The following is a 25953-nucleotide window of genomic DNA, read 5'->3' as shown; positions in this document are numbered from 1 at the left end:
CTCAATGTCTCCAATCATTCGCCAAGCAATTCGCGCAGTGAAAACCGCGCAAGTGCAATAGTTGCTGTTGCCGTCGCAGCTGAAAAAATTCCGCTGATCAAGAGCGTAATTCCAAGCAAGGGCTGAAATGCCTTAGCAACCATCCACGTTGCACAAATACATGCAATAGACCCCAGCACACACCATCCAAATGCAATCAAAACTCGCACTTTCAGTTTTGGATAGTCCGGCCACTCGATCAACACTTTCCGCCCCCCACTTAACGAAAGAAGATCAAAGGCTTCCTTGTAGCTAAAGGCAAGCATTCCAATCGACAGACCCGCTGCTGAAAGACCCCAGCCAACCGAATCACTCATAGGCTTGTGCAGCATATCGGCCCACATTGGTTCGTATGCATAAATGGCGAGCGGCACCAAAGCGAAGAGCAGCTCCGGCGAAACGAAAACAGAACGCAAAAAATCTGTGATTCGGCTCATGGATGCTCCAAGCCACGCTCGTCGTTAATTTTCTGAAACGCTTCAAATGCATGATCGAAAAGTCGTCTAGGCTCAGGATCACCCTCGAAAAGGAAACTTTTCTGGTTTTCGCTGGTTCGAATAATGACTAGTCGACCATGCTCCAGCCCCTTTACCCGCGCACGTCCGTAACCGTCCGCTGCCATGAGCAACGCCGCATCACCCAACCCATCTAACAGCGGCTCCATCAATTCAAGTAGGTCGGCTGGTGGCAAGTCAGCGAGAACAGCCTTTGCAATTTCAGGCAGTTTGGTTTCAATGCCCTGTGGCCCTTCCTCTTTGATCACCGCCTCTGTGAGCTTGCGCTTTCGCAAGTATTCACTCAGCGATTTCCAACAAGGACCAAACAATGGGTTAGGAGGAAAAATAGACGCTTGCAATTCCGTGATCACACTCAAGCCTGAAAGTCGAGAGACAAAGGTACGCAGATCTGCAATTGGCTCTATGTCGCAACCGACAAAGAAATTTTGATACTTGGCTTCCACCAGATCCCTAAACACCTTTTCGAACTGCTCGCTAGGGAAACTATTCCAGATATGGCGGTATGCCAAGCCACTAAAACCGGGTAGGTATACGAACGGGCTGGAAACATCAATCAAATAGGGCACCGCTGCAGCAGCAGATGCATGCTGCTCCTCTTTGACCACCTCTACTGCGCCTACCTGTCGATATTTAGCAATCTTTGCGTAAAACCCCGTTTCCTGTCCTGGTGCACCGAAAGATTGAAAGTCGATGAAGCTGTAACGAGTCCCTCGGTATTCGATCGTCGCGGGCTCACGCATAGCCTCAACAATTTTTTCCGTAGTTAATTCACCACGCTTGCGTACCCTTCCAAGATAGAACTTCGCTTGCCTTGTCATTTTTTCTCCCTACACGCTAAATTGCTTGCTCAATATCGCCTGCCGCAACGCCAGCGCCCGTTTAAGGTTGATGTCAACTTCGGCTTCTACTTCGCGGATGATGGACAGGTGGCGATCGACTTCAGCAACGATTCGGGCTTGCTCACTTGCAGGTGGTACAGGCACTGCGAAGCGCTTTACATCACCCACATTGATGTGAGCCACTGTGCTACCGAGTGCTTGACTTCGATATTGAACCTTGACGATTTCGGAGTGCAAAACATGAACCAGCAAACCATTTAAATAATCAGATGATGTGCGCAATAGCATGACGCGCTGCCCGAGACACGGAGCCATTCGATCAGGGATGAGTACAGCCGTACCGATAGTGCCTTCGCGAGCAAACACTATGTCACCGGTCTTTGGAGCCAGCCGTGATATCCGGTCGTTGTAAGTTGCTTCGTCGACAAACCGCGCACGCTCTTGTGCTAACCCCTCAGTAGTCATCCAAGTGGTATCTACGCATGGGTACCCGTGCGTTTGAAACTTTGCAGTGCTGTGGGGACAATCCACGATTGCGTCACAAACCATTTCAACAGTAGCCCAAGTCCACCCATCAGGAAGATTTTTCAAATTTTGAGTGTCCAAAGGTGCAGGCTCTTTGTACTTTCCTATCCCTACGCCCTTCGCCCTCCGCTCGTCAAGAATCCGCTGCAAAAGCTGTTCGCCTGTCTCAAAGCTTCGGCCTTCGCGTTGGGCGATGCTGGATTCGGTTTCGACGAGGCGGCCTTCGACGGCGGCTTTTAGGACGGAGGCTTTGTAGCGTTTGAGGTTGGCTTTGACGCGCCGGAGGTTGGCGACGGCTTCGTCGAGGCGGGAAAACTGCTTTTCGATTTCAGCGACGATGCGGCGCTGTTCATCCAGCGGCACCAACGGTAACTCTGCATCTGCCAAGAAAGCGGCTGGCACACGGCGCAAGCCCACCGCACCTGTCATGTGACCTGCGGCTTCTTTGCGAAAGGCTTGAGACGACACGAAGTAATACAGGTACTTCGCATCCACTTGGTCCGATGGGCGTAAGACATGAAACTCGGATGAGCCAAAGCCCACGCCATTCTTCAACCCACGGGCCACGGCCATCTTGCCGTTTTCCATGCAGGGGGTCACTTTGGCAAAGAGCACATCGCCATCTTTGAATGGGGTGTAACTGCCCTTCTTGACCTCTGAAAACGGGCGAACAATGGACACATTGATCTTGCCGTCAGCTGCACCAACCGAGGCCATTTGCACAAACGACACTGGCACATCGTCAGCCAATGAAGATTTGTCGAAACGCGGATTGATATGAGCCACGTCGCCCAGGCGAACCATTTGAGTCATGGCGTTTGTGGCCCCTTTGGCCCCTTTGTGGCCCATTCATGGCCCGTCTGACTTGGTCCCCACTTAATGCCTGACTTGGTGCCAACTTGGTGCTTTTGTGAGGTAAATGCTTGGTCCCTACTTGGTCCCTGCTTGGTCCCTGCCATTTCGTCAGTTACTAAAGCAAAGGCAGCAAAACACCCGATTAACCCGCCGCTCACGCCACCAACTCCCGGTTCATCGCTTCAATCACCTGCGACAGCTCCGCACCAAACAGCTGGTGCACTTTGCCCAGGCCGCCTTCGCTGTTGAAGGGGGCGTATTCAAAGTCATCGGGCTCAATGCCCAGGTTCGCGGCGATGTGGTCGCGGATCATTTCTAGCCAGTGCAGTTGTTCGGGGGTGAAGATGGCTTCGACAGGCTCAGCCCGAACGGAAGCGAGTTGGGCCAGCCAGGCTTTGTAGTTGTTTTGCACCCGCTCGGGGTAGGGCACCAGTTCGTTGTCTTGCTGCATGGCAAAGCGCACCAGGCTGACCAGGTCGGTCAGCAGGCGGCGTTGGCTGGTGCCTTTCACCTTGGTTTTGTTCAGCGCGGCATAGGCTTGCCAAAGCTGGCTCTCGTCCAGCAGGTGCGGCGGCGCGTGCAGCGCATCGGCCAGGGCTTTGATGTCTTTGTAGCTCAGCGGGGCGCGGCTGGGGCGGTTGTACAAAATTTGCAGCGCGGTAATTTCGTCCTTGTGCTGTGCAATGAAGGCTTCAAAGCTTTGCACCAGGCCTTTGGCGCGTTCGCTGGCGTCTTCGCTAAAGCCGGCGTGCAGCAGTTCGTCTTGGGTGACGATGTCCACCACTTGGTCGGCCTTTTGGCGCAGTTGCAAGATCAAGGCACGCAGCGCGGGGTTGGCAAAGGGTTTGGCGGCCTCCACCTTTTTGGCCTCAGCCTCAAAGGGCGATGTGTCGTCATCCACATTCAGCGCTTGCACAATGCCGCTGGCCAGGTCGCGCAGGCTTTTGCCGCCGCTTATCTCCACCACTTTGGCGTGGTCGGCCGGGCTCAGGTCTTTATCCAGCCGGGCCAACCTGGCGGCCACGCTGCTCAGCACTTCGTCTTCTACGTTGCCCAAGCTCACGGCTTGCAGCAGTTTGTCCAGGGGCACGGTTTTCTTCGTGTCCATGGGGCGGCTGTCGGTTTTGTCGCGCTCGCACACGCCCACGGCGTCAACGATGACAAAGTGGTCTTTCACTTTGGCGTCGGGCGTCACGGCTTGCAGGTCGGCGCTGTTGCACACGCGCACGCCACGGCCTTTCATTTGCTCAAAGAAGCTGCGGCTTTTGACGCTGCGCATGAACATGACAATTTCCACAGGCTTGATGTCGGTGCCGGTGGCGATCATGTCCACCGTCACGGCCACGCGCGGAAAGTAGCTGTTTCTAAAGGCGCTGATCAAGTCTTCGGGCTTGGTGCCACTGGTGTGGGTACTGCGGTAGGTGATCTTTTGCGCAAACTCGTTGCCTTTGCCAAATTCTTCACGCAGGATTTCCACAATCTTTTCAGCGTGGTTGTCGTCTTTGGCAAAGATCAGCGTCTTGGGCACTTCGGTGCGGCCGGGGAATATCTCGGTGGGCAACTTGTCGCGAAAGGTGGTGATGACTTTGCGAATTTGGTCCGGCGTTTGCACGCTGCGGTCGAGCTCGTTGGGGTCGTATTCAAAGTCTTCGTCCAGCTGCCAAGCGCTTTTGCGGCGGGTGGCTTTGTCCACGGTTTCCAGCCAAAAGCCTTTTTCCACCTTGGCACCGCGTTCGGTCACTTCGGTTTGGATGCGGTACACGTCGTAATTCACGTTCACCCCATCGGCCACGGCCTGGGTGTGGCCGTATTCCATCACCAGGTTTTGGTTGAAGAAGCCAAAGGTTTGTTTGTTAGGCGTGGCGGTCAGGCCCACCAAGTAGGCGTCGTAATACTCCAGCACTTGGCGCCACAGGTTGTAGATGCTGCGGTGCGCTTCGTCGGTGACCACAATGTCAAACAGCTCGATGGGAAAGGCCGGGTTGTAGCGCAGGGGCTCGGGGTCTTTGAACAGGCTCTCCAGCCCCTCGGTGCTTTCTTCGTCGGCCTCGGGCGGCAGCTCTTTGCCTTTGAGCAAACTGAACATGCGCTGGATGGTGCAAATGACCACGCGGGCGCTGGTGTCCACCTGGCTGCCTTGCAGGTGCTGCACGATGAACTCTTCACCAAACTTGTAGCTGTTGTAGGGACTGGCGTATTGGTCAAACTCTTTTTTGGTTTGACGGCCCAGGTTGCCACGGTCCACCAAAAACAGCACCCGCCGCGCACCACCAAACTTGATGAGACGGTAAATGAAGCTGATGGCGGTAAAGGTTTTGCCGCTGCCCGTGGCCATTTGGATCAGGGCTTTGGGTTTGTTGGCGGCCAAGCTTTTTTCGAGGTTTTGCACTGCAGTGATTTGCGCCGGCCACAGCTGGTAGTTGGCGCCGCCCTGGCCCCATTGGGTGACCAGCTGCGGCAGGTGCTGCATGCGGGCCAAAAAGGTACCGGTGGGTGTGTAGGCCGGTGGGCTTTCTTCGTTGGCAGGCCAGGTGCCCACGGCCACCAAGTTGGGCGAGGCAGGCGCTGCGCTGCTGAGCCACTGCGCCAACAGCTCGGGCCTGAAAAAAGCGAACACCCGGCGCGAGCGGGGTTGCGGGTCCAGCCCATTGGTGAATTGGGTTTCTACCCCGGTGGACTCAAACAAAAACGGCAAGGGCCTGCGCCAAGCGGGCAAGCTAGCGGGCAGGCCCTGGGCATAACGCTCTGACTGCGCCTCAACGCCTTTGAGGGTAACGCCTTCTTTTTTGGCCTCGATCACGCCGCAGGCCTTGCCGTTCACATACAGCAGGTAATCGGCAAAGCCGTGGCCAGTGTTGAGCGGAAACTCCCGAATGGCCACGCCCTGCGCCGCATGCAGGTTGACTTGGTCAACATTGCAAACGTGCCAACCTGCGGCTTGCAATAGCTGGTCAATCTGAACTCGGGCTTTGGTTTCGGGGGTCATTGCGCTGCGGGCATTTTTTTAGAACTTAGTCGTCCATTCTAGGGTTCAAATGGACGAAAGCCCCGGCAGTTCAATCAATGCCGGGGCTTTGAGTGGGTGCGCCCCCAGCAGGCTCAGTCCAGCTTGATCCCCAGATCCACCGCCAGTTTGATCCAGACGGGCACTTCAGTCTCCCAGTCCTTTCGCGTGGCCACCAGGTTTTTGGGCTTATTGGGGATGGCAAAGGTTTCGCGCAGCTTGGCGGCCTTGTCGGTGTTGGACCAGGCCACGGCTTCGTCGGCCAGCAGTTTCAGCACCGCTTCGGGCGTCCCGCCGGGCGCCATCAATGGCAGACCGCCTTCGAGGGTGACCAGTTTGGCCGTGTCGCCTTGCTCCATGAGGGTGGGCACATTGGGCAGCTTGGGCGAGCGGTAGCTGCCGGTCACGCCAATTGGCCGCACACCGCGAGAGGCCACGGCATTGAAGGCCAGGAAACTGCCCACCGCGATTTGCGACTGGCCCGAGGCCACATCGAGCCACATGGGGGCTTCGCCCCGGTAGTGCACCGACTGGATTTGGGTGCCATGGACGCGGTTGGTCTGGTCGGCCACCATGTGCGGGTAAGAGCCTGGCGCATAAGTGCCCATGGAGGTGGGGTTCTTTTTGGCCCATGCCACAAATTCGGCCATGTTGGTAGCCGGGATTTTCTCGTTGATGCCGACCACCAGCGGCCCCGATGGGAACACGGTGACGGGCGTCAAATCTTTGTCGAGGTTGTAGGGCAGCTTGGAATACAAAATACGGTTTTGCCAGAAAGTGCCCGAGGTGCTCATGACCAGCGTGTAGCCGTCTGCGGGCGATTTGGCGGCCGCGTCGATACCGATGATGGCCCCTGCCCCGGGTTTGTTCTCGATCACCACGGGCACGCCCAGTTTGCTGGACAAGTGTTCACCATAACTGCGTGCCAAGGCATCGGTCAGGCCCCCGGGCGGAAAGGCCACGATGATCCTGATGGGTTTGGCAGGCCACTTTGTCTGGGCCCAGGCTTGGCTCAAGGGGCTGCTGGCAGCCACAGTGGCGGCAGCCCAAGCGGTGGCTTGCAAAAAGGAACGGCGGTCTGGACGGTAGGTCATGTTGAAAGCTCAATAAAGAAGTGACACCCAGTCTAAGAGGGGCGTGCCCGGGTTTGAATTGGGGTTTGAACCCATGCCTTGGTTTGGCAGCGCGGAGGCTTTGTCAGGCTGTTTGCAACAAGCCCTGTTGCTGGTGGGAAAAGGCCGATCTTCTGGCCCATGATCCACAAAGCAAGACTTGTGAGACAATCCATCGCGTTGCAGCCTCCAGTTGCCGCAACATCAGCACTCCTGCTGGGGCCTGACCCAGGCAATGCTCAAAACAAGCGCCTGCGGTTTCCATGCCCACCCTGTAAGACATATCGGCCAACACTGGTAACTGCCACCCGCAGTTGAATGAGCCGATGCCTGCGCCGGACTTGGCGCTCTGAAAAAATGAACTTTGAAGAATTGAATCTGGCCCCGGCCCTCATGCAAGCTGTGCGCGAGCTCGGCTACGAAACCCCCACACCTATCCAGGCACAAGCCATTCCAGCCGTTCTGGCTGGAAAAGACTTGCTGGCGGGTGCACAAACAGGCACAGGCAAAACCGCTGCCTTCACCCTGCCGATGCTGCACAAGCTGAGCCTGAGTGAGCCCGGGAAAAACCGCTTCGGCGGCAAAGCCATCCGCGCTTTGGTTTTGACCCCCACCCGAGAACTGGCAGCCCAGGTCGAAGAGTCGGTGCGTGAGTACGGCAAATACCTGCAACTCGATTCCACCGTGATCTTTGGTGGTGTGGGCATGAACCCGCAAATCAGCAAAATCAAACGTGGCGTGGACATTCTGGTGGCCACCCCCGGTCGCTTGCTCGACCTGCAGGGTCAGGGCTTCCTCGACCTGTCCAGCGTCGAAATGCTGGTCCTTGACGAAGCTGATCGCATGCTGGACATGGGCTTCATCCACGATGTGAAGAAGGTGTTGGCCCTGGTGCCAAAAGACAAGCAAAGCTTGTTGTTCTCGGCCACCTTCAGCGATGAAATCCGCGAATTGGCCAGCAACCTGCTCAAGAACCCCCAGAGCATCCAGGTCACGCCCAGCAACACCACGGTGCAACGCATCACACAGGTGATCCACCCGGTCGGCCGCAACAAGAAAAAAGACGTGCTGCTGCACATCATCCAAAAGCACGACTGGAGCCAGGTGCTGGTCTTCACCCGTACCAAATTCGGCGCCAACAACGTGGCCGACTTCCTGACCAAAAACGGCGTCAAGGCCATGGCCTTGCACGGCAACAAGAGCCAGACTGCCCGTACACAGGCTTTGGCCGGTTTCAAACTGGGCGACATCCGCGCCCTGGTGGCCACAGACATTGCTGCGCGCGGCATCGATATCGAAGACTTGCCACACGTGGTGAACTTCGAAATTCCCAACGTCTCTGAAGACTATGTGCACCGCATTGGCCGTACCGGCCGAGCAGGCGCCAGCGGCGAAGCTGTGAGCCTGGTCTGTCTGGACGAAGAAGGCTTCATGATGGACATCGAACGCTTCACCAAGCAAGAAATTCCGGTGCAGTTGCTCGAAGGCTTTGGCCCCGACTCAGGTGAAATTGCAGAGCCCATCGCCATGGGTCGCCAAACCCTTTGGGGTGGCGCAGGCAAGCCACCAGGCCGCGATGTGATGGCTGCAGCGGCCAAGGCCGCGCGCCAGGACATGATGCAACGCATCCGCGACAACAAGGTCGCAGTGGGTGGTGGCGCAGGCGGTCAAGGCCCGCGTCAGCCGCGTGGCGAGGGCCAAGGCCCTGCCCGCCCATCGCGCAATGGCCCTGCGCCGTCGCGCCGCAATGGCCCGGCAGGTCCGCGTTTTGAAGGCCAGGGCGATGGACGCCGCGAAGGCGGTCGCGAAGGCGGCGGTCGCGGTCAAGAACAACGGGGCGACCCGCGTTTTGACAACCGTGGTGATGGGCAAGGTCGTCCAGCTCCCCGCCACAACGGCCCGCGCCCCGAAGGACGTGGCCAAAATCAGGCACGCGGAGGTCAGGGCGGCGGTCAAGACAGCCGCCACGGTGATGGCGACGAGTTGCCACGCCACATTGATCCCTTGAAAACCACCCAATTTGCACGCCTGGATTTGCCCAACCGCAATCCAGTTCGCTCCAGCGGCCAACCCGACCCCACTCGTACCAGCATCGACAGTCTGGCCAGTGGCAACCGCCGCCGTGGTGGCGGTGGTGGCGGTGGTGGCGGTGGTGGCGGCGGTGGTGGCGGTGGTGGAAACCGCGGCTATGGTGGCGGTGGCGGTGGCCGAGGTTTCGGTCGCTGAACAGCACTTGCCCGTGAATAGCAAAAGAGCCCGCACATGCGGGCTCTTTTTTTAACCGCTGCCCGCCCTGCCGTTCAGTCGCGCACGAACAAGGTCACCAGCGGATCTGAGCCCAGCTGACGGCTCCAGTGGCCATGGAGCGTGGCATCGAACGTCGCACCCTCGGGCAAGGTGTCGGCCGAATAGAAAAACTCACCTGGCCCAAAAATGCGTGAACTGCCGTCTTGCAGAAAAATCTCCATTTGACCGCCCAGTACAAAAAGCCATTGCGGATGACCCGAGCAGTGAAAGTTGCTGCGAAAGCCCACCGGGCTTTGTCGCAACTGGCAAGCCGATGCAGCCATCAGCGCCGACAACTGGCTCTGGGGCGTTCCTTCGTTGAGGGCGACAGAGTCATCGCGAAAACGGGCGCGGCCATCGGTGTCGGTGAAGAGTACGACTTTTTTAAGCTGGGTCATGGCCTTGAATCTCGCAACAAATATGAAGGCCTGATTGTCGCTGAGCAGTCACCAAACTCAGAGAACTGAAAATTGCTTCTGGCATAGTGGCGCGCAGTGCAAGTGCGCAGACACACCACAACGGACCTGAGACAACATGAACGCCTCTCCTTTGAAAATTGTTTTTCACGGCCAGAACGCGGCCAACTTCCGCACAGGCTTTGAGCAGCTCATCGACCCTGTGCACCAGATCCTCGACCTCTCTGACGCCCTGGAGCAAGCCCATGAAAGGTCGCATTACGAAAGCGCCGACGTGGTGATCGGCATCAAACTGAGCGACGGCATGCCGCGGCCCATGAATGCTCGGCTATTCCATGCCCCTGCTGCAGGCACAGATGCCATCCACACCGCGCTGCTGCCTTCGCAGTGCGCACTGGCCAACTGCTTTGGCCATGAAAATGCCATCGCAGAATACGTGATCGCAGCCTTGCTCATGCGCCATTTGCCTTTCGCGCGCGCCGACCAAGATCTGCGCCAGCAACGCTGGACTTTATCGGCGGGTCGCCAGGGCGCCTTGCGCACCGAACTGGGCACACAAACCCTGGGGCTGCTGGGTTTTGGACACATTGCCCAGACCGTGGCCCACCGTGCCAAAGCTTTTGGCATGCGGGTGCATGTGGCCAACCGCAGCCCGGTCCGCCACCCCATGGTTGACCAAAGCTGGACGCTGGATGCCCTGCAGGACTTCATGGGCTCGGCCGATGCGGTGGTGGTCAGCCTGCCCCTGACCGACAACACACAGGGCCTGGTCAACGCCCAGGCGCTGGCAACCATGCGCCCCGATGCCGTATTGATGAACGTGGGCCGCGGCGCAGTGATCGATGAAAAGGCGCTTTATGACGCGCTGGCATCACGCCGGATTGGCGGTGCCGTGATCGACACCTGGTACCAGTACCCCACGCTCACACAAGCCGAATGCGCGCCCTCCCAATACGACTTTGCCGCTCTGGACAATGTGCTCATGACCCCTCACATGTCGGGCTGGACAGCGGGCACGGTGCGGCGCAGGCAAGAGACACTGGCCGAGAACATTGGACGCCTCAGCCGGGGTGAAAAGCTGATCAATGTGCTGCACGGGCAAGCCTAAGGCTGGTGCCGACAACCTGTTCACTCAGGTGCTTTGGCGATGCAAAATTTCAAAGCCGAGATCGATCTGCGCGGATGGGGGTGCCTCGCCCCGCATCAGCATCAGCAACATTTGTGCAGCGGCTTCGCCAATCTGGGCGCGGGGCGTGCGCACCGTGGTCAACGTAGGCAACATCTGGTCGCTGCCAGTCAGGTCGTTGAAACCAGCAATGGCCACCTGCGACGGTACGGCAATGCCCATGCGCAAAGCGGTCATCAAAGCCCCTTGCGCCAAATCGTCATTGCAAAAAAAGATGGCATCGACGGACGGGCGCTGCTGCATGATTTGCTCAAACATCACGCCACCCAAAGCCAGCGATGATGGCGCGGGGTTAAGAAACTCCAGCGTGGGCTCGTAAACGCCTGCGGCCTGCAAAGCACTGCGCCAACCGTTCAGGCGCTGCATCACACGCGGGTCCAGTTGCGCCGCAGCAAATGCGATGCGCTTGCGCCCTGTCGACAACACATGTCGGGTCAGCGCTGCACCCGCCTCAGCTTGTTGAAACCCTACGCAATACGGTTGATCGGCCATGGTGCTGCCGGGCAAATCCATCAGGTGCACGCAGGGCACCTGGATGCTCTCCATGAGCTTGCGTGTGACCGGGTTGTGGTCCAGGCCCGTGACCAGCAAGCCCGCTGGACGGTGCAGCAATTGCTCGCGCAACAATTGCTCTTCTTCGCTGGCGTCGTAGTGGGTCACGCCCATGAGGGTTTGAAAGCCTGCTGCGCGCAGTGTTTTTTGAGCCGCATCCAGCAAGTCCACAAACAAGGCGTTGGACAACAGTGGAATCAAGATGGCCACGTGGTTGCTGCGTTGCGAGGCCAAGGCGCGGGCGGCCGGGTCGGGCACATAGCCAAGCCTGCTGGAGACCGCTTGCACGCGCTCAATCAGGGCTGGGTCCACCGCCCTTTCCCCGCGCAGTGCACGCGAAACGGTGCTGGGACTGACCCCTGCAGCGCGTGCCACATCGCTCAAGGTGATGCGGCCTGTCGCGCGATGGCTTTTGACGCTTTTGTGAAGGGGCAAAACAGTGTAAGGCAAGGGTTAATCCGGAGAAGAATTCAATTCAGCTGTCGATAGGATAGCGCTATCCAAAAATTTTCCAGCAAGATTTTGCAGATTTATGGAAAACCCTGATCTGTGGGCCATTCTCTTGAATATTTGTTAAAACTTTTTTTTGAATTCATTGGACAGCGCTGTCCCATGACTATTTTCCGAATGGAGCAATTGAAGTGTCGAAACCCGATGTACTGGCTGTCGCCAAACTCCACCCCTTCTACCAAAAAGCATTGGAGTCTATTTACACCGTGCACGATCGCACCCATGTGACCGACCCCGCTGCTTTTGCTGCGCTGGCCCCTCGGATCGTGGGGGTTGCGGGCACGGGCGAAGCCAGCGTGCCTCGCAGCTTGTTGTCGCAATTGCCTCAAGCCAAAGTGGTGTCCGTGTTTGGCGTGGGCTACGACGGCGTGGATGTGCCTGCCGCCATCGAACATGGCATTCCAGTGACCCACACACCCGATGTGCTGACCGATGACGTGGCCGATCTGGCCATGGGCCTGGTGCTCTCGGTCGGTCGGACCATCCCGCAAGCTGACAAATTTGTTCGCGCAGGCCAATGGCCCAATGGACCGATCGCATTGGCTCGCAAGGTATCAGGCGCCCGCATGGGCATCGTGGGCATGGGCCGCATTGGCAAAGCGATCGCAAAACGTGCCAGTGGATTCGGCATGTCGATTGCCTACACCGCACGCACCGAAAAACCGGATTCGGGCTACCGTTTCTTTGCATCGGCTGCCGCACTTGCAGCACAGGTCGATTTCCTGGTGGTCATCACGCCCGGCGGCGCAGGCACCCACCATCTGATCAACGCAGAGGTTCTCCAGGCTTTGGGTCCCCGCGGCTTTTTGATCAACGTAGCGCGTGGCAGCGTGGTCGACGAGCAAGCCCTGATACAGGCCTTGCAAAACGGCACCATCGCGGGTGCAGGCCTCGATGTGTTTGCCAACGAGCCACAGGTTCCTGAAGCGCTCTGGTCCATGGGCAATGTGGTGCTGACGCCGCACATGGCCAGCGCCACCACCGAAACCCGTCAGGCCATGGCCGATCTGGCTTTTGCCAACATGCAAGCCGGCATTTCGGGCCAGCCCTTGCGCACACCCGTGCCAGAGTGCATGGCCATGCTGTCCAAGTAAGCCTTAAACGCAACATGTCCACATCAACATTGCGGCTCATCGTCATGGGCGTGTCCGGTTGCGGGAAATCAACCATGGCAAATGCTTTGAGCGAACGCCTGGGCCTCGAAATGGTCGATGGCGATGACCTGCATCTGCCTGAAAGCGTGGCCAAGATGCGTGCTGGTGTGGCCTTGCAAGACGCCGACCGCTGGCCCTGGCTGGACCGGATCGGGGCTTACCTGGCCCAAGCGCAAGAGCAAGGTCGCGTGGTCGCTTGCTCGGCACTCAAACGGGCGTACCGCGACCGCATTCGCCAACAAGCGGGCGAGGTGCGTTTTTTATTTTTGAAGGGCGATTTTGAATTGATCGAACAACGCCTGAGCCAGCGTGTGGGCCACTACATGCAACCCGGCTTGCTCACCAGTCAATTTGAAGCGCTGGAAATACCCCAGCACGATGAAACCGATGTCATCTGCCTGCCCATCATCGAACCAGTGGCAGACTTGGTGAACCAGGCACTTTTCGATCTGCAGGCACACCCACTTCCTGCACGCCCTCGCGATCCCGCAACACTCTGATTTTTTGAAAGCCCCCTCATGTTTATCCGATGTGCATTTTTTCAAGGCCAAGTCAAACCCGGCATGGAAGACGCGTTCAACCGCTATATCCGCGAACAACTCGTCCCCCTTTGGACACGCTTTCCGGGCGCACAGGAAGTGCGCGTATTGCGTCAGGTCGAAAGCGACGTGGCCGATCCGCATTTCGGCATGGTGCTTTCCGTGCGCTACCCCACCCGCGAATCCATCGAGATTGCACTGGCCTCGGAAGTTCGCATGAAAAGCCGCGAAGTGTCCAAGGATTTGATCGCCATGTTCGATGGCACTGTGTTTCACACCGTCTTCAGCGCGGACGAATACGCGCTGCCCACCAATTGAGTTTTTAGACCCACCATTTTTAACCCAGGAGACAACACCATGAAACTTTCCCGCATCCTTCTCGCCTGCCTCGTGGCCGCCGTCGGCTCCAGCGCTTACGCCGCCAAGTTCAACCTGAAAATGGGCCATGCCGTCAACACCACCGACGGCCAACACGCTGCTGCCCTGAAGCTGGCCGAACTGGTCAAGCAACGCACCAATGGGGATGTGGAAATCACCATCTTTCCCGCCAACCAGTTGGGCAATGACGCCGCCATGATCAACGGCACACGCGGCGGCACGATTGACATCGTTTCCAGCGGCGCCTCCAACTTCAACGGCATTGTGCCGAACACGGCCGCCATGGAATTGCCCTTCGTGTTCCGTGATGCCCAACACGCCTACAAGGTGCTCGATGGTGCCGTGGGAACTGGCGTGCTCAACGAATTGGCCCCGCACGGCTTGACGGGCCTTGCCTACTGGGAAAACGGCTGGCGCTCGTTCACCAACAACAAACGTCCCGTCAACAAGCCCGAAGATTTGAAGGGCCTGAAGATCCGCTCCACACCCAACCCTTACCACATCCAGGCCTTCAAGCTGCTGGGCATGAACCCCTCGCCCATGCCAATTGCCGAGCTTTACACCGCACTCGAAACCGGCACCTTTGACGCGCAAGAGCACCCCATCAACGTGACCTGGTCGTCGAAGTTTTACGAAGTGCAAAAGCACATGACCATCAGCAACCACGTTTACTCGCCCCTGGTCGTGGCCATGAACAAGGCCAAGTTCGACAGCCTGCCGGCCAACTTCCAGAAAGTGATCGTCGACTCGGCCCGTGAAGCCGCGACTTACCAACGCAACCTGAACGCCTCCAACGCAAGCAAGGTGGTGGCTGACCTGAAGAAGTCGGGCATGCAGGTGATCGAGAAAGTGGACATGGCCCCATTCCAGAAAATCGTCTCTGCCGAGATCGCCAAGACCTTTGGCGAAAAAAGCGGCACCGCTTTGCTGAAAGCCATTGAAGACACCAAGTAATGGTTTGAGTGATACAACGCCCCCCTGTGAAGGGGGGCATTCTTTCAACTGAAAATGAACAAAATCAACGACCTGTTTTTCCGACTGGCTGAATTCACGCTGGTCATCATGTTGTCGGCCATGGTCATCATGGTGTTCGGCAATGTGGTTTTGCGCTACGGTTTTAACGACGGCATCATCAGTTCGGAAGAGTTGTCACGATTTTTATTCATCTGGATCACATTCCTGGGTGCGATCGTCACCATGCGTGAAAACGGGCATTTGGGCCTGGACTCCCTGGTCAGAAAACTCAGTTTGTCCGGCAAAAAAGTGGCTTTCGCCCTCTCCAATGTGCTCATGCTGGGCTGCTGCACCCTGATGTTTTACGGCACTCTCAAGCAGCATGGCATCAACGCCACTACCCGCTCAGCCGTCACCGAGATCCCCATGAGCTGGGTTTACGGTGTCGGCTACATCACCAGCGTGGCCATGGGCTTGATGATCATCGGCAAACTGATCAAGCTGTCCAAAGGCGAATTCAAAGAGACCGATCTGATTCAGGTGCAAGACTCCGAAGAAGTCATCACAGTGCACACCTCAAAAGACATCAAATGACCGTTCTTGTTTTCATTGTTTCCCTGCTTGCGGCCATGGCGTTGGGCATGCCACTGGCCTTTTCGCTGCTGGTGTCGGGTGTGGCATTGATGCTTCACCTTGATAACTTCGACACGCAAATCGTCTCGCAGAACCTGATCAACGGCGCCGACAACTTTCCGCTGATGGCCGTGCCTTTTTTCATGCTGGCTGGCGAGCTGATGAACGCAGGCGGCATGAGCCGGCGCATCGTCAACTCGGCCATGGTCTGGGTCGGACACTTTCGTGGCGGCCTGGGTTATGTCGCCGTATTTGCCGCCATCGTGATGGCCAGTTTGTCGGGCTCGGCCGTGGCCGATACTGCGGCCTTGGCGGCCGTGATGATGCCCATGATGCGCGATGCAGGTTATCGCATGGACCGGTCTGCCGGCCTGATTGCTGCGGGGGGCATCATTGCGCCTGTGATCCCGCCCTCGATTGGCTTCATCCTGTTTGGCGTGATCGGCGGCGTATCGATCTCCAAGCTCTTCATGGCGGGCATCTTTCCGGGGCTCATGATGGGTTTTGCCCTGATCGTGACCTGGTGGATCGTGGCCCGAAAAGACAATGTCGTGGTCGCTGCCAAAGTCCCTTTCAAAGAACGTATCTCGGTGACCCTCAACGCATTTTGGTCTTATCTGTTGGCCATTGTGATCATAGGCGGCATGAAAATGGGCGTCTTCACACCCACCGAAGCGGCGGTGGTGGCAGTGGTGTATTCCTTGCTTGTGGGCCTGTTCATCTACCGAGAGATCAAAGTCAAGGACTTGTACCGCATCATCCTGTCGGCGGCCAAAACCTCTTCAGTGGTGATGTTTTTGGTGGCGGCCGCCTTGGTATCGGCCTGGCTGATCACGGTGGCCAACATCCCGGCCCAAATTGTTGAAATTTTGCGGCCGTTCATCGACAACAAAACCCTGTTGATGGTCATGCTGATGCTGCTGGTGATGATTGTGGGGACGGCGCTCGACTTTGCACCGACGGTTCTGATCCTCACGCCGGTGCTCATGCCCTTGGTGCGCGAAGCCGGCATCGATCCGGTGTACTTTGGCGTGCTGTTCATCATGAACAACGCCATTGGCTTGCTGACGCCGCCCGTGGGCACGGTGCTCAATGTGGTGTGCGGCGTGGGGCGAATCCCCATGCACGATGTGATCCGTGGTGTTATGCCGTTCTTGTTTTCACAGATTTTGGTCATGGGATCTTTGATTGCTTTTCCTGAATTGGTGATGACCCCACTCAAATGGATGTTGGCGCGATGACAGTTCTGAACTCTTTTCACCTTGAAGGCCGTCGCGCCCTGATCACCGGCTCATCGGCAGGCATTGGCCTGGCACTGGCCGAGGCGCTGGCGCAAGCCGGGGCCCATGTCATCTTGAATGGCCGTACCGCCAGCAAGGTCACGGCTGCGCAGCAAGCCCTGCAGGCGCAAGGACTGTCAGCCAGCAGCGCGGTATTTGACGTGACCGATGCCGACAGCGTGCGTGCGGCCGTGGACCAGATCGAGGCCGTTGGGCCTATCGATATCCTGATCAACAACGCCGGCATGCAAATTCGGGGGCCGCTGCACGAATACCAGGATGCCGACTGGCACACCATCATGAAGACCAACCTGGACAGCGTTTACTACGTGGGCCAGGCGGTTGCCAAAAAAATGATCCCGCGTGGTCGCGGCAAGATCATCAACATCTGCTCAGTGCAAAGCGAACTGGGCCGCCCCGGCATCGCCCCTTACACCGCCACCAAGGGTGCCGTGAAAATGCTCACCAAGGGCATGGCGATTGACTGGGGCCAGTTTGGCATCAACGTCAACGGCATTGGGCCGGGCTACTTCAAGACCGAACTGAACCAGAAGCTGGTGGACGACCCGGCTTTCAGCAGCTGGCTGGTGGGCCGCACGCCCAGCCGCCGCTGGGGCGATGTCGAGGACCTGGGTGGCGCGGCCGTTTTTCTGGTCAGCGATGCTTCGCGATTTGTGAATGGTCACATCCTATATGTAGACGGTGGCGTGACCGCCACCCTTTGAACACCTTTTTTTGAAAGCCTCCGCATGAAATCCGTTGTCTGCCACTCCGCCAAAGACCTGCGCATTGAGCACACCGAACTGCCCGTGATGGGCGAAAACCAACTGCGTGTCAATGTGGCCTACGGCGGCATTTGCGGCTCTGACTTGCACTATTACCAGCACGGCGGGTTTGGCACGGTGCGCATCAAGCAACCGATTGCCTTGGGCCACGAAATTTCAGGCACTGTGGATGGCTTGGGTGCCGGCGTCACAGGTATCACAAAAGGTCAACGCATCGCCATCTCGCCTTCGCGCCCTTGTGGCCACTGCCGCTTTTGCCAGGCGGGTCAGCACAACCATTGCCTAAACATGCGGTTTTACGGCAGCGCCATGCCCTTTCCGCACATCCAGGGCGCGTTCAGCGAACAACTGATCATCGAGGGCTACCAGGCGCACCCCATTGCAGACCACCTGAGCCTGTCAGAAGCCGCCCTGGCAGAACCCCTTTCGGTGGGACTGCATGCCATCCAACGCGCAGGCAGCGTGCTGGGCAAACAGGTGCTGGTGACGGGCTGTGGCCCCATCGGGTCCTTGCTCATTGGCGCTTTAAGGCGGGCGGGCGCAGCGCGCATCGTGGCGGCCGACATTGCCGACCTGCCCCTCAAGTGCGCCAAGGAAATGGGTGCAGACGAGCTCATCAACCTGAAAACCCAGGCCGATGCTCTGGACAAATACAAAGCCGACAAGGGTCAGTTTGATGCCGTTTTTGAGGCCTCTGGCAGCGAGGCTGCACTGCGCGTCGGCCTGGACACCATCGTGCCACGGGGTGTGCTCATCACGGTGGGCATGGGCGGTGACATCAGCCTGCCGATGACGCAACTGGTGGCCAAAGAAGTCGACTTGCGTGGCACCTTCCGCTTCCATGCCGAATTTGCCACTGCCGTTCGCTTTTTGAACGAAGGTCTGGTCAACGGCAAACCGGTCATCACCGGCGTGCTGCCTGTGGACCGCGCCATCGAAGCCTTCGACCTGGCGGCTGACAAGAGCCAGTCACTCAAGGTACAGATTGCTTTTCAATCCGCCTGAAAATAAGGCGCTTCCAAGTCTTTAAAGAAAGTCATCACCATGAGTCAAATTGCCCTCGTCACTGGCGCCAGTTCCGGCATTGGCAAAGCTTGCGCCCAGGCCTTGCTCAAAGAAGGCTGGCAAGTCGTGCTGGTCGGTCGCCGGGCCGATGCACTGGCCACGGCTGTGGCCGAAGCCGGCCCCCATGCCGCCAATGCCCACGCCATCCCGACCGATTTATCCAAAGAAGCCGAAGTCAAAGCCCTGTTTGAGCAGATCCGCACACGCTTTGGTCGACTGGATCTGGTGTTCAACAATGCCGGCATTTCCCTGCCCTACACTTTGCCGGGCGACCTGTCCGGCGACGAATGGCGCCGTGCGGTGGACATCAACCTGAACGGTGCGTTTTACACGCTCTCCCATGCCTTCAAACTGATGCAGGACCAAAGTCCCCAAGGTGGCCGCATCATCAACAACGGCTCCATTTCGGCGCATGTCCCGCGTCCAGGCTCGATCGCCTACACCGCCACCAAGCACGCCATCTCGGGTCTGACCCGCGCCGCTTCGCTGGACGGTCGCCCGTACAACATCGCCGTGGGCCAAATCGACATTGGCAACGTGGCCTCCGACATGACCCTGAAAATGGCCCAAGGCGTGCACCAGGCCGATCTGAGCATCAAGGCAGAGCCGCGCATGGACATGTCGGCTGTGGTCGAAACTTTCATGACCATGGCCCGCCTGCCCCTTTCAGCGAACATCCTGTTCACCACGGTGATGGCCACCAACATGCCTTTTGTGGGCCGAGGTTGAGCCCAGCACATGCAAGCGATGGACATTGGCCTGGTGGGCCTGGGCGTGATGGGCGAAAACCTGGCGCTCAACCTGGAGCGCAACGGTTTTTCGGTCTCCGGATTTGACCTCAGCGCGAGCAAACGTGAAAGCTTTGCCCAGCGCACCCAGGGGCTGAACGCACAGGCGGCCGCCTCGCTCGCCGATCTGGTGGGCAGCTTGCAGCAGCCCCGCTGCGTATGGATCATGGTGCCCGCCGGGGCCGCCGTCGATGCGGTGTTGTCAGAATTGAGCCCTTTGCTGAACGCGGGTGATGTGGTCATGGACGGGGGCAACACCCTCTACACCGACACCCAGCGCCGCATGCAGGCCCTCGATGACTCGGGCATTCACTACGTGGTTGCGGGCGTGAGCGGCGGTGAAGAAGGCGCTTTGCGCGGCCCCGCCTTGATGCCAGGTGGTGCGGCTGCGGCTTGGCCACTTCTACAACCCATGCTGCAAGCCATTGCCGCCAAAACCGACGATGGCCAGCCTTGCTGCGAATGGATGGGCCCAGGCGGCTCTGGCCACTTCGTGAAGATGGTGCACAACGGCATCGAATACGCCGACATGCAAACCATTTGCGAAGCCTATTGGTTGATGCACAACTTGCTGGGCATGAGCCCAGCCGACATGAGCAAAGTGTTCCGCGAATGGAACCAGGGCGAATTGGCCAGTTACCTGATCGGCATCACGGCCGACATCCTGGCACACACCGACCCCGAAACGGGCGGCGCACTGGTGGACCTGATCTTGGACACGGCGGAGCAAAAAGGCACAGGCAAATGGGCCAGCCAGATTGCGCTCGATCTGGGCGTTACGGCCCCCACCATTGCCAACGCCGTTTTTGCACGCACCGTGAGTGGCCTGCACGCCGAACGTGCCAAAGCCTCGCGGGTTTTGCCCGGCCCTGCACCACGCACAGCAGGCCCACGCGATACTGTGCTCAGCCAAATCAAGAATGCACTGCTGGCCTCCAAAATTTGCGCCTACGCCCAAGGCTTCAGCCTGCTCAAGGCCGCCGACCGCGAACACCAATGGCAACTGCCCATGGGAACGGTCGCCTCAGTCTGGCGGGCAGGCTGCATCATCCGCGCACGCTTGCTGGAAGACATTCGCGCCAGCTTTGAGCGCTCGCCGGACCTCGATAACCTGTTGATGGACAGCCATTTTTCCGTTGTGATGAGCCGTTGCCACCAAGACCTGCGCGAAGTGGTGGCCATGGGCGCTTTGCACGGCGTGGCCGTGCCTTCGTTCATGAGCTCACTGAGTTACTACGACGCCTACCGCTCAGCCCGTTTGCCTGCCAACTTGCTGCAGGCCCAGCGCGATTATTTTGGCGCACACACTTACCAACGCGTTGACCGTCCGGGTAAATTTCACACGCGCTGGATAGACTGACACCCCGCCTGTTCAAGCACAAAAGGGGGGCGCTCAGGCCAAGCTTTGCGCCCTCCCCAGCGCCAGCTGCGCTGCCCGTGCATGAATCAACGGCTGATGCGCACCACTGCGTCAGCGCGCTTGTGCAAATCGGGCAACAACTCCAAGCCCAAACCGGGTTTGTCATTCAGGCTGATCATGCCGTTTTTAACCTGCGGCAATTCGGTCACCAGTTCTTTGTACCAGCCGCTGTAAAAGGCACGCACGCTTTCTTGAATGAGCGCGTTGGGTGCGTGCAAAGACAAATGGGTGGACGCGGCCCACACCACCGGCCCTGTGCAATCGTGCGGTGCCACAGGCAGTTGCCAGGCATCGGCCATGGCCGCGATCTTGCGCGCCTCGGTCAAACCGCCGCACCAACTCAAGTCCAGCATGGCCACACCGGCCACACCGGTTTGCAGGTAATCCTTGAACCCCCATTTGTAGCTCAAGGTTTCGCTGGCACAAATCAGCGCCTTGCAGTCCACCGCGTACTGCTTGAGCAAATCCAGGCTGTCCATGCGAATGGCGTCTTCGTGCCAGAAGGTGTCAAATTCCTTCAAAGCACGGGAAATCTTTTGCGCCATGGGCAAGCGCCACAGGCTGTGGAACTCGACCATGATGTCCATCTTGTCGCCCACCGCTTGGCGAATTTTTCGGAAAGGCTCGAGCGCCGTGTTCAAGTCTTGCGGGCTGATGTATTGGCCATGGGACTTTTCAGCGGCCACATCAAATGGCCAAATTTTCATGCCGGTAATGCCCTCGCTGAGCAGCGATTCGGCCACCTCATCAGCACGGTGCAAAAACCCCTGCAAGTCTTCATACGGTCCAGTATGGCCGCCCAGCCCCCAATTGGCACTGGTCTGGTTCACATTGCTGCGGATGTACTGGTAACCGGCACAGGTGTTGTAAACGCGAATCTCATCGCGGCTTTTGCCGCCCAGTGCCGTGCACACAGGCATGTTGGCTGCCTTTCCGAAAATATCCCACAAGGCAATATCGACGGCCGAATTACCACGGGTTTCAACCCCCGAACCCCGCCAGCCCAGATAGCCCGTGATGTCGCGTTGCCGTGACTCAATGGCCAAGGGGTCTTGGCCCAAAAGTTTGGGCGCAGCCCACTCATGCAAATAGGCTTCCACCGCTTGCGCGCCCATGAAGGTTTCACCCAGACCTACCAAACCTTCATCGGTGTGCAAGCGCACCCAGATGATGTTGGGAAATTCGTCCAGACGGATGGTTTCAAGTTGGGTGATTTTCATGTTGGCAAGGATTTCAGGCGTTAAAAAAGCCCCACAGCTTTGGACTGTGGGGCTGACAGCGATGGCTCAACCGCCGCGAGACTTTTTCAACTCGTCCTGCACCACCTTGATGGCGTCAGCACCAATCGAGTCCTTGTGCTTGTCATACACCGAAGCCACTTTGGCACGGATGCGGTTTTGCTCGGCTGCACTCACTTCGTTGACCTGCATGCCTTTGGATTTGAGGCTGATCAAGGATTTTTCGTTCAAGGCACGGTTGGCAGCCCGTTGAACTTTTTGACCTTCCAAGGCCGCTTCACGCAACACGGCTTGCTCTTGGGGGTTCAGTTGGTCCCACAGTTTCTTGCTGTACAAAATCAAGAAGGGCGTATAGGCGTGGCGCGTCACGCTCAGGTACTTTTGCACTTCGTTGAACTTGGAAGTTTCAATGGTCACAAAAGGATTTTCCTGACCGTCAATGGTCTTGGTTTCCAATGCGGTAAATACCTCGCCAAAGGCCATAGGCACGGCGTTGGTGCCCAGTGTCTTGAAAGTGTCCAGGAAAATATTGTTCTGCATCACGCGAACTTTGACGCCATCAAAGTCCTCCAGCTTGGTCACAGGCCGCTTGCTGTTGGTGAGGTTGCGAAACCCGTTTTCCCAGTAAGCGAGATTGACCAGGCCTGCCGCTTCCAGCTTGGCATTGAAGTATTTGCCCGCAGCGCCGTCAAGCACAGCATCGGCCTCTTTTTCGTTGGCAAACAAGAAAGGCAGGTCAAACACACCCAACTCTTTGATGATGCCCACCAGTGGTGAGCTGGAGGTGCAAACCATCTCCTGGGTGCCTGCTCGCAAGGCCTGGGTGGCCGGCAAGTCACCGCCTGCAGCACCGCCCCAGAAGGCGGTGATCTTCATCTTGCCACCGGTCTTGGCAGCCAAGACTTCTTGCATTTTCTTGACGCCCACACCCACCGGGTGGTCTTCGTTTACACCATTGGTGAACTTGATGTTACGGTCAGCAAACTGCGCCATAGCGCTGGATGCCACCATGAAAGTGCCCGCAATCAGGGCCACCAAATTTCTGCGTTTCAACATGACTGTCTCCTTTAAAAAAAACACACAGGGTTACGAAATCATCTCAGCATCCATTTCATCGGCTCGATGACGATGGACGGAAAAGCGATCAACAAGGCCAGCACGCTCAACTGCGCCCACAAAAAAGGCAAGACCCCCTTGAAAGCGGTGTCCATGTTGATCTTGGCCACACCACACACCACGTTGAGCACCGTGCCCACAGGTGGTGTGATCAAGCCGATGGCGTTGTTCATGATGAACAAGACACCAAAATAAACCGGGTCAATGCCTGCCTTGATGACCAAGGGCATCAACACCGGCGTAAGGATCAGCACCGTGGGTGTGAAGTCCAGCGCCGTACCCACCACAATGACCAAAAGCATCAACACCACCATGAGCAAGGTCTTGTTGCCCATGAGGGGCTCCATCATGCGGGCCACCTCGGCCGGTATGTTGGCCACCGTGATCAGCCAGGCACTGACCATCGCGGCGGCCACCAAAAACATGATCACGGAGGTGGTTTTTCCAGCCGCAAGAATCAGCCCGTACAGTTTGCTCCATTGCAATTCGCGGTACACAAACACGCCCACAATAAAACTGTAAACCGCAGCCACCACCGCAGCTTCGGTGGGGGTGAAGACGCCAAATTTCATACCGCCAATGATGAACACCGGCAAGCCCAAGGCAAGAATTCCTTCTCGGGTGGCTGTGATCTTTTCTGAGAGTGGCATGCGCGGTGCAGGTTGAACGTTCTCGCGCTTGGCCAACCACCACCAAGTCAGGCCGATGGCAACACCCATCAAAATACCCGGCACGATGCCTGCCAGAAACAACTTGGTGATGGATACGTTGGCCGCCACACCAAAAATAATGAAGCCAATGGAGGGTGGAATCACCGGCGCGATGATGCCCCCCGAAGCGATCAGGCCGGCCGAGCGGCCCACGTTGTAGCCGGCCCGCTTCATCATGGGGATCAGCAAAGCAGCCAAAGCCGCCGTGTCGGCCACCGCAGAGCCTGACAGCGAAGCCATGATGACGGCCGCCATGACGGCCACATAACCCAAGCCTCCACGAAAATGTCCGACCCACGCCATGGCCAAATTCACGATGCGGCGGCTCAAACCGCCTGCATTCATGAACTCGCCCGCCAACAAGAAAAAAGGTACCGCCAACAGTGGGAAATTATCGGCACCATCGACAAAGCGCTGCGCCAAAATCTGGCTGTCAAACGCGTGGATCATGCCATTGCTGGCCATGTAGGCCATCAAGCTCAAACCACACACCAACAAGGCGTAGGCAATGGGCATGCCCAGGGCCATGGCACCCAGCAAACTGAATACAAAAACGGCGATGGTCATGCGCGGCCCCGCACTTCTGGGGTGATGACGCCGGGTGTGACACCTTTTGAATGCAAGTCGTCGAGCACCACCGTGTCCTCAGACTCCACCACCATGACCAAATCCTCCTCTTTCAAGCGACCCGTCAGCAGCAAACGCAATTGGTTGAGGTTCATCACGGCCATGACGCTGGCTGTCACGTAACCGATGCCGTAAATCCAGATCATGGAAATGCCCACCACCGGTGAGATGTTGGTCACTTGCAATTCATGCATTTGCCAGGTGCCCCAAAAAAACAGCACATTGCACCCAAGCATCAGGATTTCACTCATGAAAAAACACACCTGTTTGCCACCCAGCGACAGGCGTCTGACCACGGTATCTACCCCCAGGTGGCCCTTTTCACGCATGGCCACCATGGCGCCGATGTAGGTCAGCCAGATGAAGCAGTAACGCGACATTTCATCCGAGATCGATATGCCCGAGTTGAATCCATAACGCAGGACCACGTTGCCGAACACCATGATCACCATGGCCACCAGGCAAGCCACCACCAGGAACTCCAGCAGTTTGAAAAAATAATCAATGGTTCTTTGCAAGCGATGCTCCCGTTTTCTGAATGCCCAATTTGGGGATGGCTCTTGCCTTGGGTTTTGTTTTGATCTGTGTCGCACTGCCTGAGACCACTGGTAATTTCCGGCGTGATGACAGCACTTGGTCAATGTCTTCACTGGCCCCCTCGATCAGCACCATGATGGCGCGCTCGGCCTTGGCAGGCTCGCGGGCAATGACCGCATTGAGCACAGCCCGGTGTAATGGCAGTGAATTTTTGGTGCCGTCCTTGATGCGGGTCGAAATTTCAAAGCTGGTGCGCAGCAAGGCATTGAGCGCCTTGCTCATTTGAATCAACATGCGGTTGTGCGAGGCTTGCAGCAAACCCTGGTGAAAACGCATGTCATGGCTGACGTAGTCGCCGCCCTTTTCCACGGCATTTTTCATGCCGTCGTAAGCCTCTTCAATCAGCGCAATGTCCTCGGGCGTGGCCCGTTCAGCGGCCAGGCGCACAGCTGCAGGCTCCACCACACGGCGCAACTCCTGCAGGTCTTTGAGGAACTCAGGCGTCAAACCGCACTGCGCCTGCCAGGCCACCACATCGGGGTCAAACCAGTTCCAGTGGGCATCGGGCAACACACGTGTACCCACTTTGGGACCCGTGAACAGCAAGCCTTTGGCCACGAGGGACTTGATGGCCTCACGCACCACGGTTCTGCTCACCCCCAGTTCATCGCACAACAGTGGCTCTGGCGGCAAGCTGGCGCCCACCGCATAGCGGCCAGACAAGATGGCGATGCCCAGCAAGTCGAGGGTGTGTCCGTGAAAATTCTTGATCATGTGAAAAACTTGGATTCTTCTTTATCATATGATGATTGAAGCTCTGCAACCGACCATGGTAAACCCTAGGACGGGTCCTGTTGGCGTCTAGGGTTTGCCCGAATGTCGCTGGC

Annotated in this window: 24 protein-coding genes; 12 read left to right on the top strand and 12 right to left on the bottom strand. The window is 57.7% G+C overall.

Annotation, left to right across the window (positions count from 1 at the left end):
• Positions 1-14 precede the first annotated feature (14 nt).
• The 5 genes from B9Z45_RS10050 to B9Z45_RS10030 all read right to left on the bottom strand — a co-directional run bounded on the left by B9Z45_RS10050 (position 15) and on the right by B9Z45_RS10030 (position 6874).
• Positions 15-476: a hypothetical protein gene (locus tag B9Z45_RS10050; protein ID WP_108407091.1), complete on the bottom strand. Its 462-nt coding sequence runs from the start codon at positions 474-476 to the stop codon at positions 15-17.
• Entirely contained in the window at positions 473-1375 is a 903-nt protein-coding gene (locus B9Z45_RS10045; RefSeq protein ID WP_108407090.1) for a hypothetical protein, read from the bottom strand. Before B9Z45_RS10045 ends, B9Z45_RS10050 begins: the two co-directional genes overlap by 4 nt.
• A gap of 9 nt (positions 1376-1384) precedes the next feature.
• Complete coding sequence (locus B9Z45_RS10040; protein ID WP_158270404.1) at positions 1385-2734, bottom strand: restriction endonuclease subunit S; 1350 nt, start codon at positions 2732-2734, stop codon at positions 1385-1387.
• A 196-nt stretch (positions 2735-2930) separates the two neighbouring features.
• Positions 2931-5762, bottom strand: coding sequence for a type I restriction-modification enzyme R subunit C-terminal domain-containing protein (locus B9Z45_RS10035; RefSeq protein ID WP_108407088.1), 2832 nt, complete (start codon positions 5760-5762; stop codon positions 2931-2933).
• A gap of 113 nt (positions 5763-5875) precedes the next feature.
• The gene (locus B9Z45_RS10030) at positions 5876-6874 is read right to left on the bottom strand and encodes a tripartite tricarboxylate transporter substrate binding protein (RefSeq protein WP_108407087.1); all 999 of its coding nucleotides are present in this window, start codon (positions 6872-6874) and stop codon (positions 5876-5878) included.
• A gap of 375 nt (positions 6875-7249) precedes the next feature.
• Between B9Z45_RS10030 and B9Z45_RS10025 the strand changes: the two genes are divergently transcribed.
• A complete protein-coding gene (locus B9Z45_RS10025) occupies positions 7250-9118 on the top strand; it encodes a DEAD/DEAH box helicase (RefSeq protein WP_108407086.1) in 1869 nt (622 codons plus the stop codon).
• Between the two features lie 74 nt (positions 9119-9192).
• Here B9Z45_RS10025 and B9Z45_RS10020 read toward each other — a convergent pair whose 3' ends face one another.
• Positions 9193-9576 carry a hypothetical protein gene (locus B9Z45_RS10020; RefSeq protein WP_108407085.1) on the bottom strand — a complete coding sequence of 128 codons (384 nt, stop codon included), beginning with the start codon at positions 9574-9576 and terminating at the stop codon, positions 9193-9195.
• Between the two features lie 136 nt (positions 9577-9712).
• Here B9Z45_RS10020 and B9Z45_RS10015 point away from each other — a divergent pair, with 136 nt between their 5' ends.
• The gene (locus B9Z45_RS10015) at positions 9713-10702 is read left to right on the top strand and encodes a 2-hydroxyacid dehydrogenase (protein ID WP_108407084.1); all 990 of its coding nucleotides are present in this window, start codon (positions 9713-9715) and stop codon (positions 10700-10702) included.
• A 24-nt stretch (positions 10703-10726) separates the two neighbouring features.
• On the opposite strand, the gene B9Z45_RS10010 is transcribed toward B9Z45_RS10015, so the two are convergent.
• Positions 10727-11782 (bottom strand): LacI family DNA-binding transcriptional regulator, encoded by a 1056-nt coding sequence (locus B9Z45_RS10010; RefSeq protein WP_233252158.1) that lies wholly within the window; start codon positions 11780-11782, stop codon positions 10727-10729.
• A 191-nt stretch (positions 11783-11973) separates the two neighbouring features.
• Between B9Z45_RS10010 and B9Z45_RS10005 the strand changes: the two genes are divergently transcribed.
• The 10 genes from B9Z45_RS10005 to gndA are packed head-to-tail and all read left to right on the top strand — an operon-like array spanning position 11974 to position 20778.
• Complete coding sequence (locus B9Z45_RS10005; protein WP_108407083.1) at positions 11974-12936, top strand: 2-hydroxyacid dehydrogenase; 963 nt, start codon at positions 11974-11976, stop codon at positions 12934-12936.
• Positions 12937-12950: 14 nt separating this feature from the next.
• Entirely contained in the window at positions 12951-13496 is a 546-nt protein-coding gene (locus B9Z45_RS10000) for a gluconokinase (RefSeq protein ID WP_108407082.1), read from the top strand.
• Between the two features lie 18 nt (positions 13497-13514).
• Positions 13515-13853, top strand: a complete 339-nt coding sequence (locus B9Z45_RS09995) for a hypothetical protein (protein ID WP_108407081.1) — start codon at positions 13515-13517, stop codon at positions 13851-13853.
• 39 nt (positions 13854-13892) lie between these two features.
• Entirely contained in the window at positions 13893-14867 is a 975-nt protein-coding gene (locus B9Z45_RS09990; RefSeq protein WP_108407080.1) for a TRAP transporter substrate-binding protein, read from the top strand.
• Positions 14868-14921: 54 nt separating this feature from the next.
• The gene (locus B9Z45_RS09985; RefSeq protein WP_108407079.1) at positions 14922-15461 is read left to right on the top strand and encodes a TRAP transporter small permease; all 540 of its coding nucleotides are present in this window, start codon (positions 14922-14924) and stop codon (positions 15459-15461) included.
• Complete coding sequence (locus B9Z45_RS09980) at positions 15458-16741, top strand: TRAP transporter large permease (RefSeq protein ID WP_108407078.1); 1284 nt, start codon at positions 15458-15460, stop codon at positions 16739-16741. Before B9Z45_RS09985 ends, B9Z45_RS09980 begins: the two co-directional genes overlap by 4 nt.
• Positions 16738-17505 carry an SDR family oxidoreductase gene (locus B9Z45_RS09975; RefSeq protein WP_199221881.1) on the top strand — a complete coding sequence of 256 codons (768 nt, stop codon included), beginning with the start codon at positions 16738-16740 and terminating at the stop codon, positions 17503-17505. The genes B9Z45_RS09980 and B9Z45_RS09975 overlap by 4 nt, the downstream gene beginning before the upstream one ends.
• Positions 17506-17529: 24 nt before the next feature.
• Positions 17530-18570, top strand: coding sequence for an L-idonate 5-dehydrogenase (locus tag B9Z45_RS09970; RefSeq protein ID WP_108407076.1), 1041 nt, complete (start codon positions 17530-17532; stop codon positions 18568-18570).
• A 39-nt stretch (positions 18571-18609) separates the two neighbouring features.
• Positions 18610-19359, top strand: coding sequence for an SDR family oxidoreductase (locus B9Z45_RS09965; RefSeq protein WP_108407075.1), 750 nt, complete (start codon positions 18610-18612; stop codon positions 19357-19359).
• Positions 19360-19368: 9 nt separating this feature from the next.
• Complete coding sequence (gene gndA / locus B9Z45_RS09960) at positions 19369-20778, top strand: NADP-dependent phosphogluconate dehydrogenase (protein ID WP_108407074.1); 1410 nt, start codon at positions 19369-19371, stop codon at positions 20776-20778.
• Between the two features lie 86 nt (positions 20779-20864).
• Here gndA and B9Z45_RS09955 read toward each other — a convergent pair whose 3' ends face one another.
• From B9Z45_RS09955 to B9Z45_RS09935, 5 genes are all read right to left on the bottom strand, one after another.
• Positions 20865-22058 carry a mandelate racemase/muconate lactonizing enzyme family protein gene (locus tag B9Z45_RS09955; protein ID WP_108407073.1) on the bottom strand — a complete coding sequence of 398 codons (1194 nt, stop codon included), beginning with the start codon at positions 22056-22058 and terminating at the stop codon, positions 20865-20867.
• Between the two features lie 66 nt (positions 22059-22124).
• Positions 22125-23132 carry a TRAP transporter substrate-binding protein gene (locus B9Z45_RS09950; protein WP_108407072.1) on the bottom strand — a complete coding sequence of 336 codons (1008 nt, stop codon included), beginning with the start codon at positions 23130-23132 and terminating at the stop codon, positions 22125-22127.
• Positions 23133-23170: 38 nt separating this feature from the next.
• The gene (locus B9Z45_RS09945) at positions 23171-24469 is read right to left on the bottom strand and encodes a TRAP transporter large permease subunit (protein ID WP_108407071.1); all 1299 of its coding nucleotides are present in this window, start codon (positions 24467-24469) and stop codon (positions 23171-23173) included.
• Positions 24466-25047: a TRAP transporter small permease gene (locus B9Z45_RS09940; protein ID WP_108407070.1), complete on the bottom strand. Its 582-nt coding sequence runs from the start codon at positions 25045-25047 to the stop codon at positions 24466-24468. Before B9Z45_RS09940 ends, B9Z45_RS09945 begins: the two co-directional genes overlap by 4 nt.
• Complete coding sequence (locus B9Z45_RS09935) at positions 25031-25840, bottom strand: FadR/GntR family transcriptional regulator (RefSeq protein ID WP_108407069.1); 810 nt, start codon at positions 25838-25840, stop codon at positions 25031-25033. The genes B9Z45_RS09940 and B9Z45_RS09935 overlap by 17 nt, the downstream gene beginning before the upstream one ends.
• Positions 25841-25953 lie beyond the last annotated feature (113 nt).

This window comes from Limnohabitans sp. 2KL-17 (assembly GCF_003063415.1).
Taxonomy (GTDB): Bacteria; Pseudomonadota; Gammaproteobacteria; order Burkholderiales; family Burkholderiaceae_C; genus Limnohabitans_A.
The sequence above is the reverse complement of the archived record's forward strand: the minus strand, read 5'-3'. Positions and strand labels throughout refer to the sequence as shown.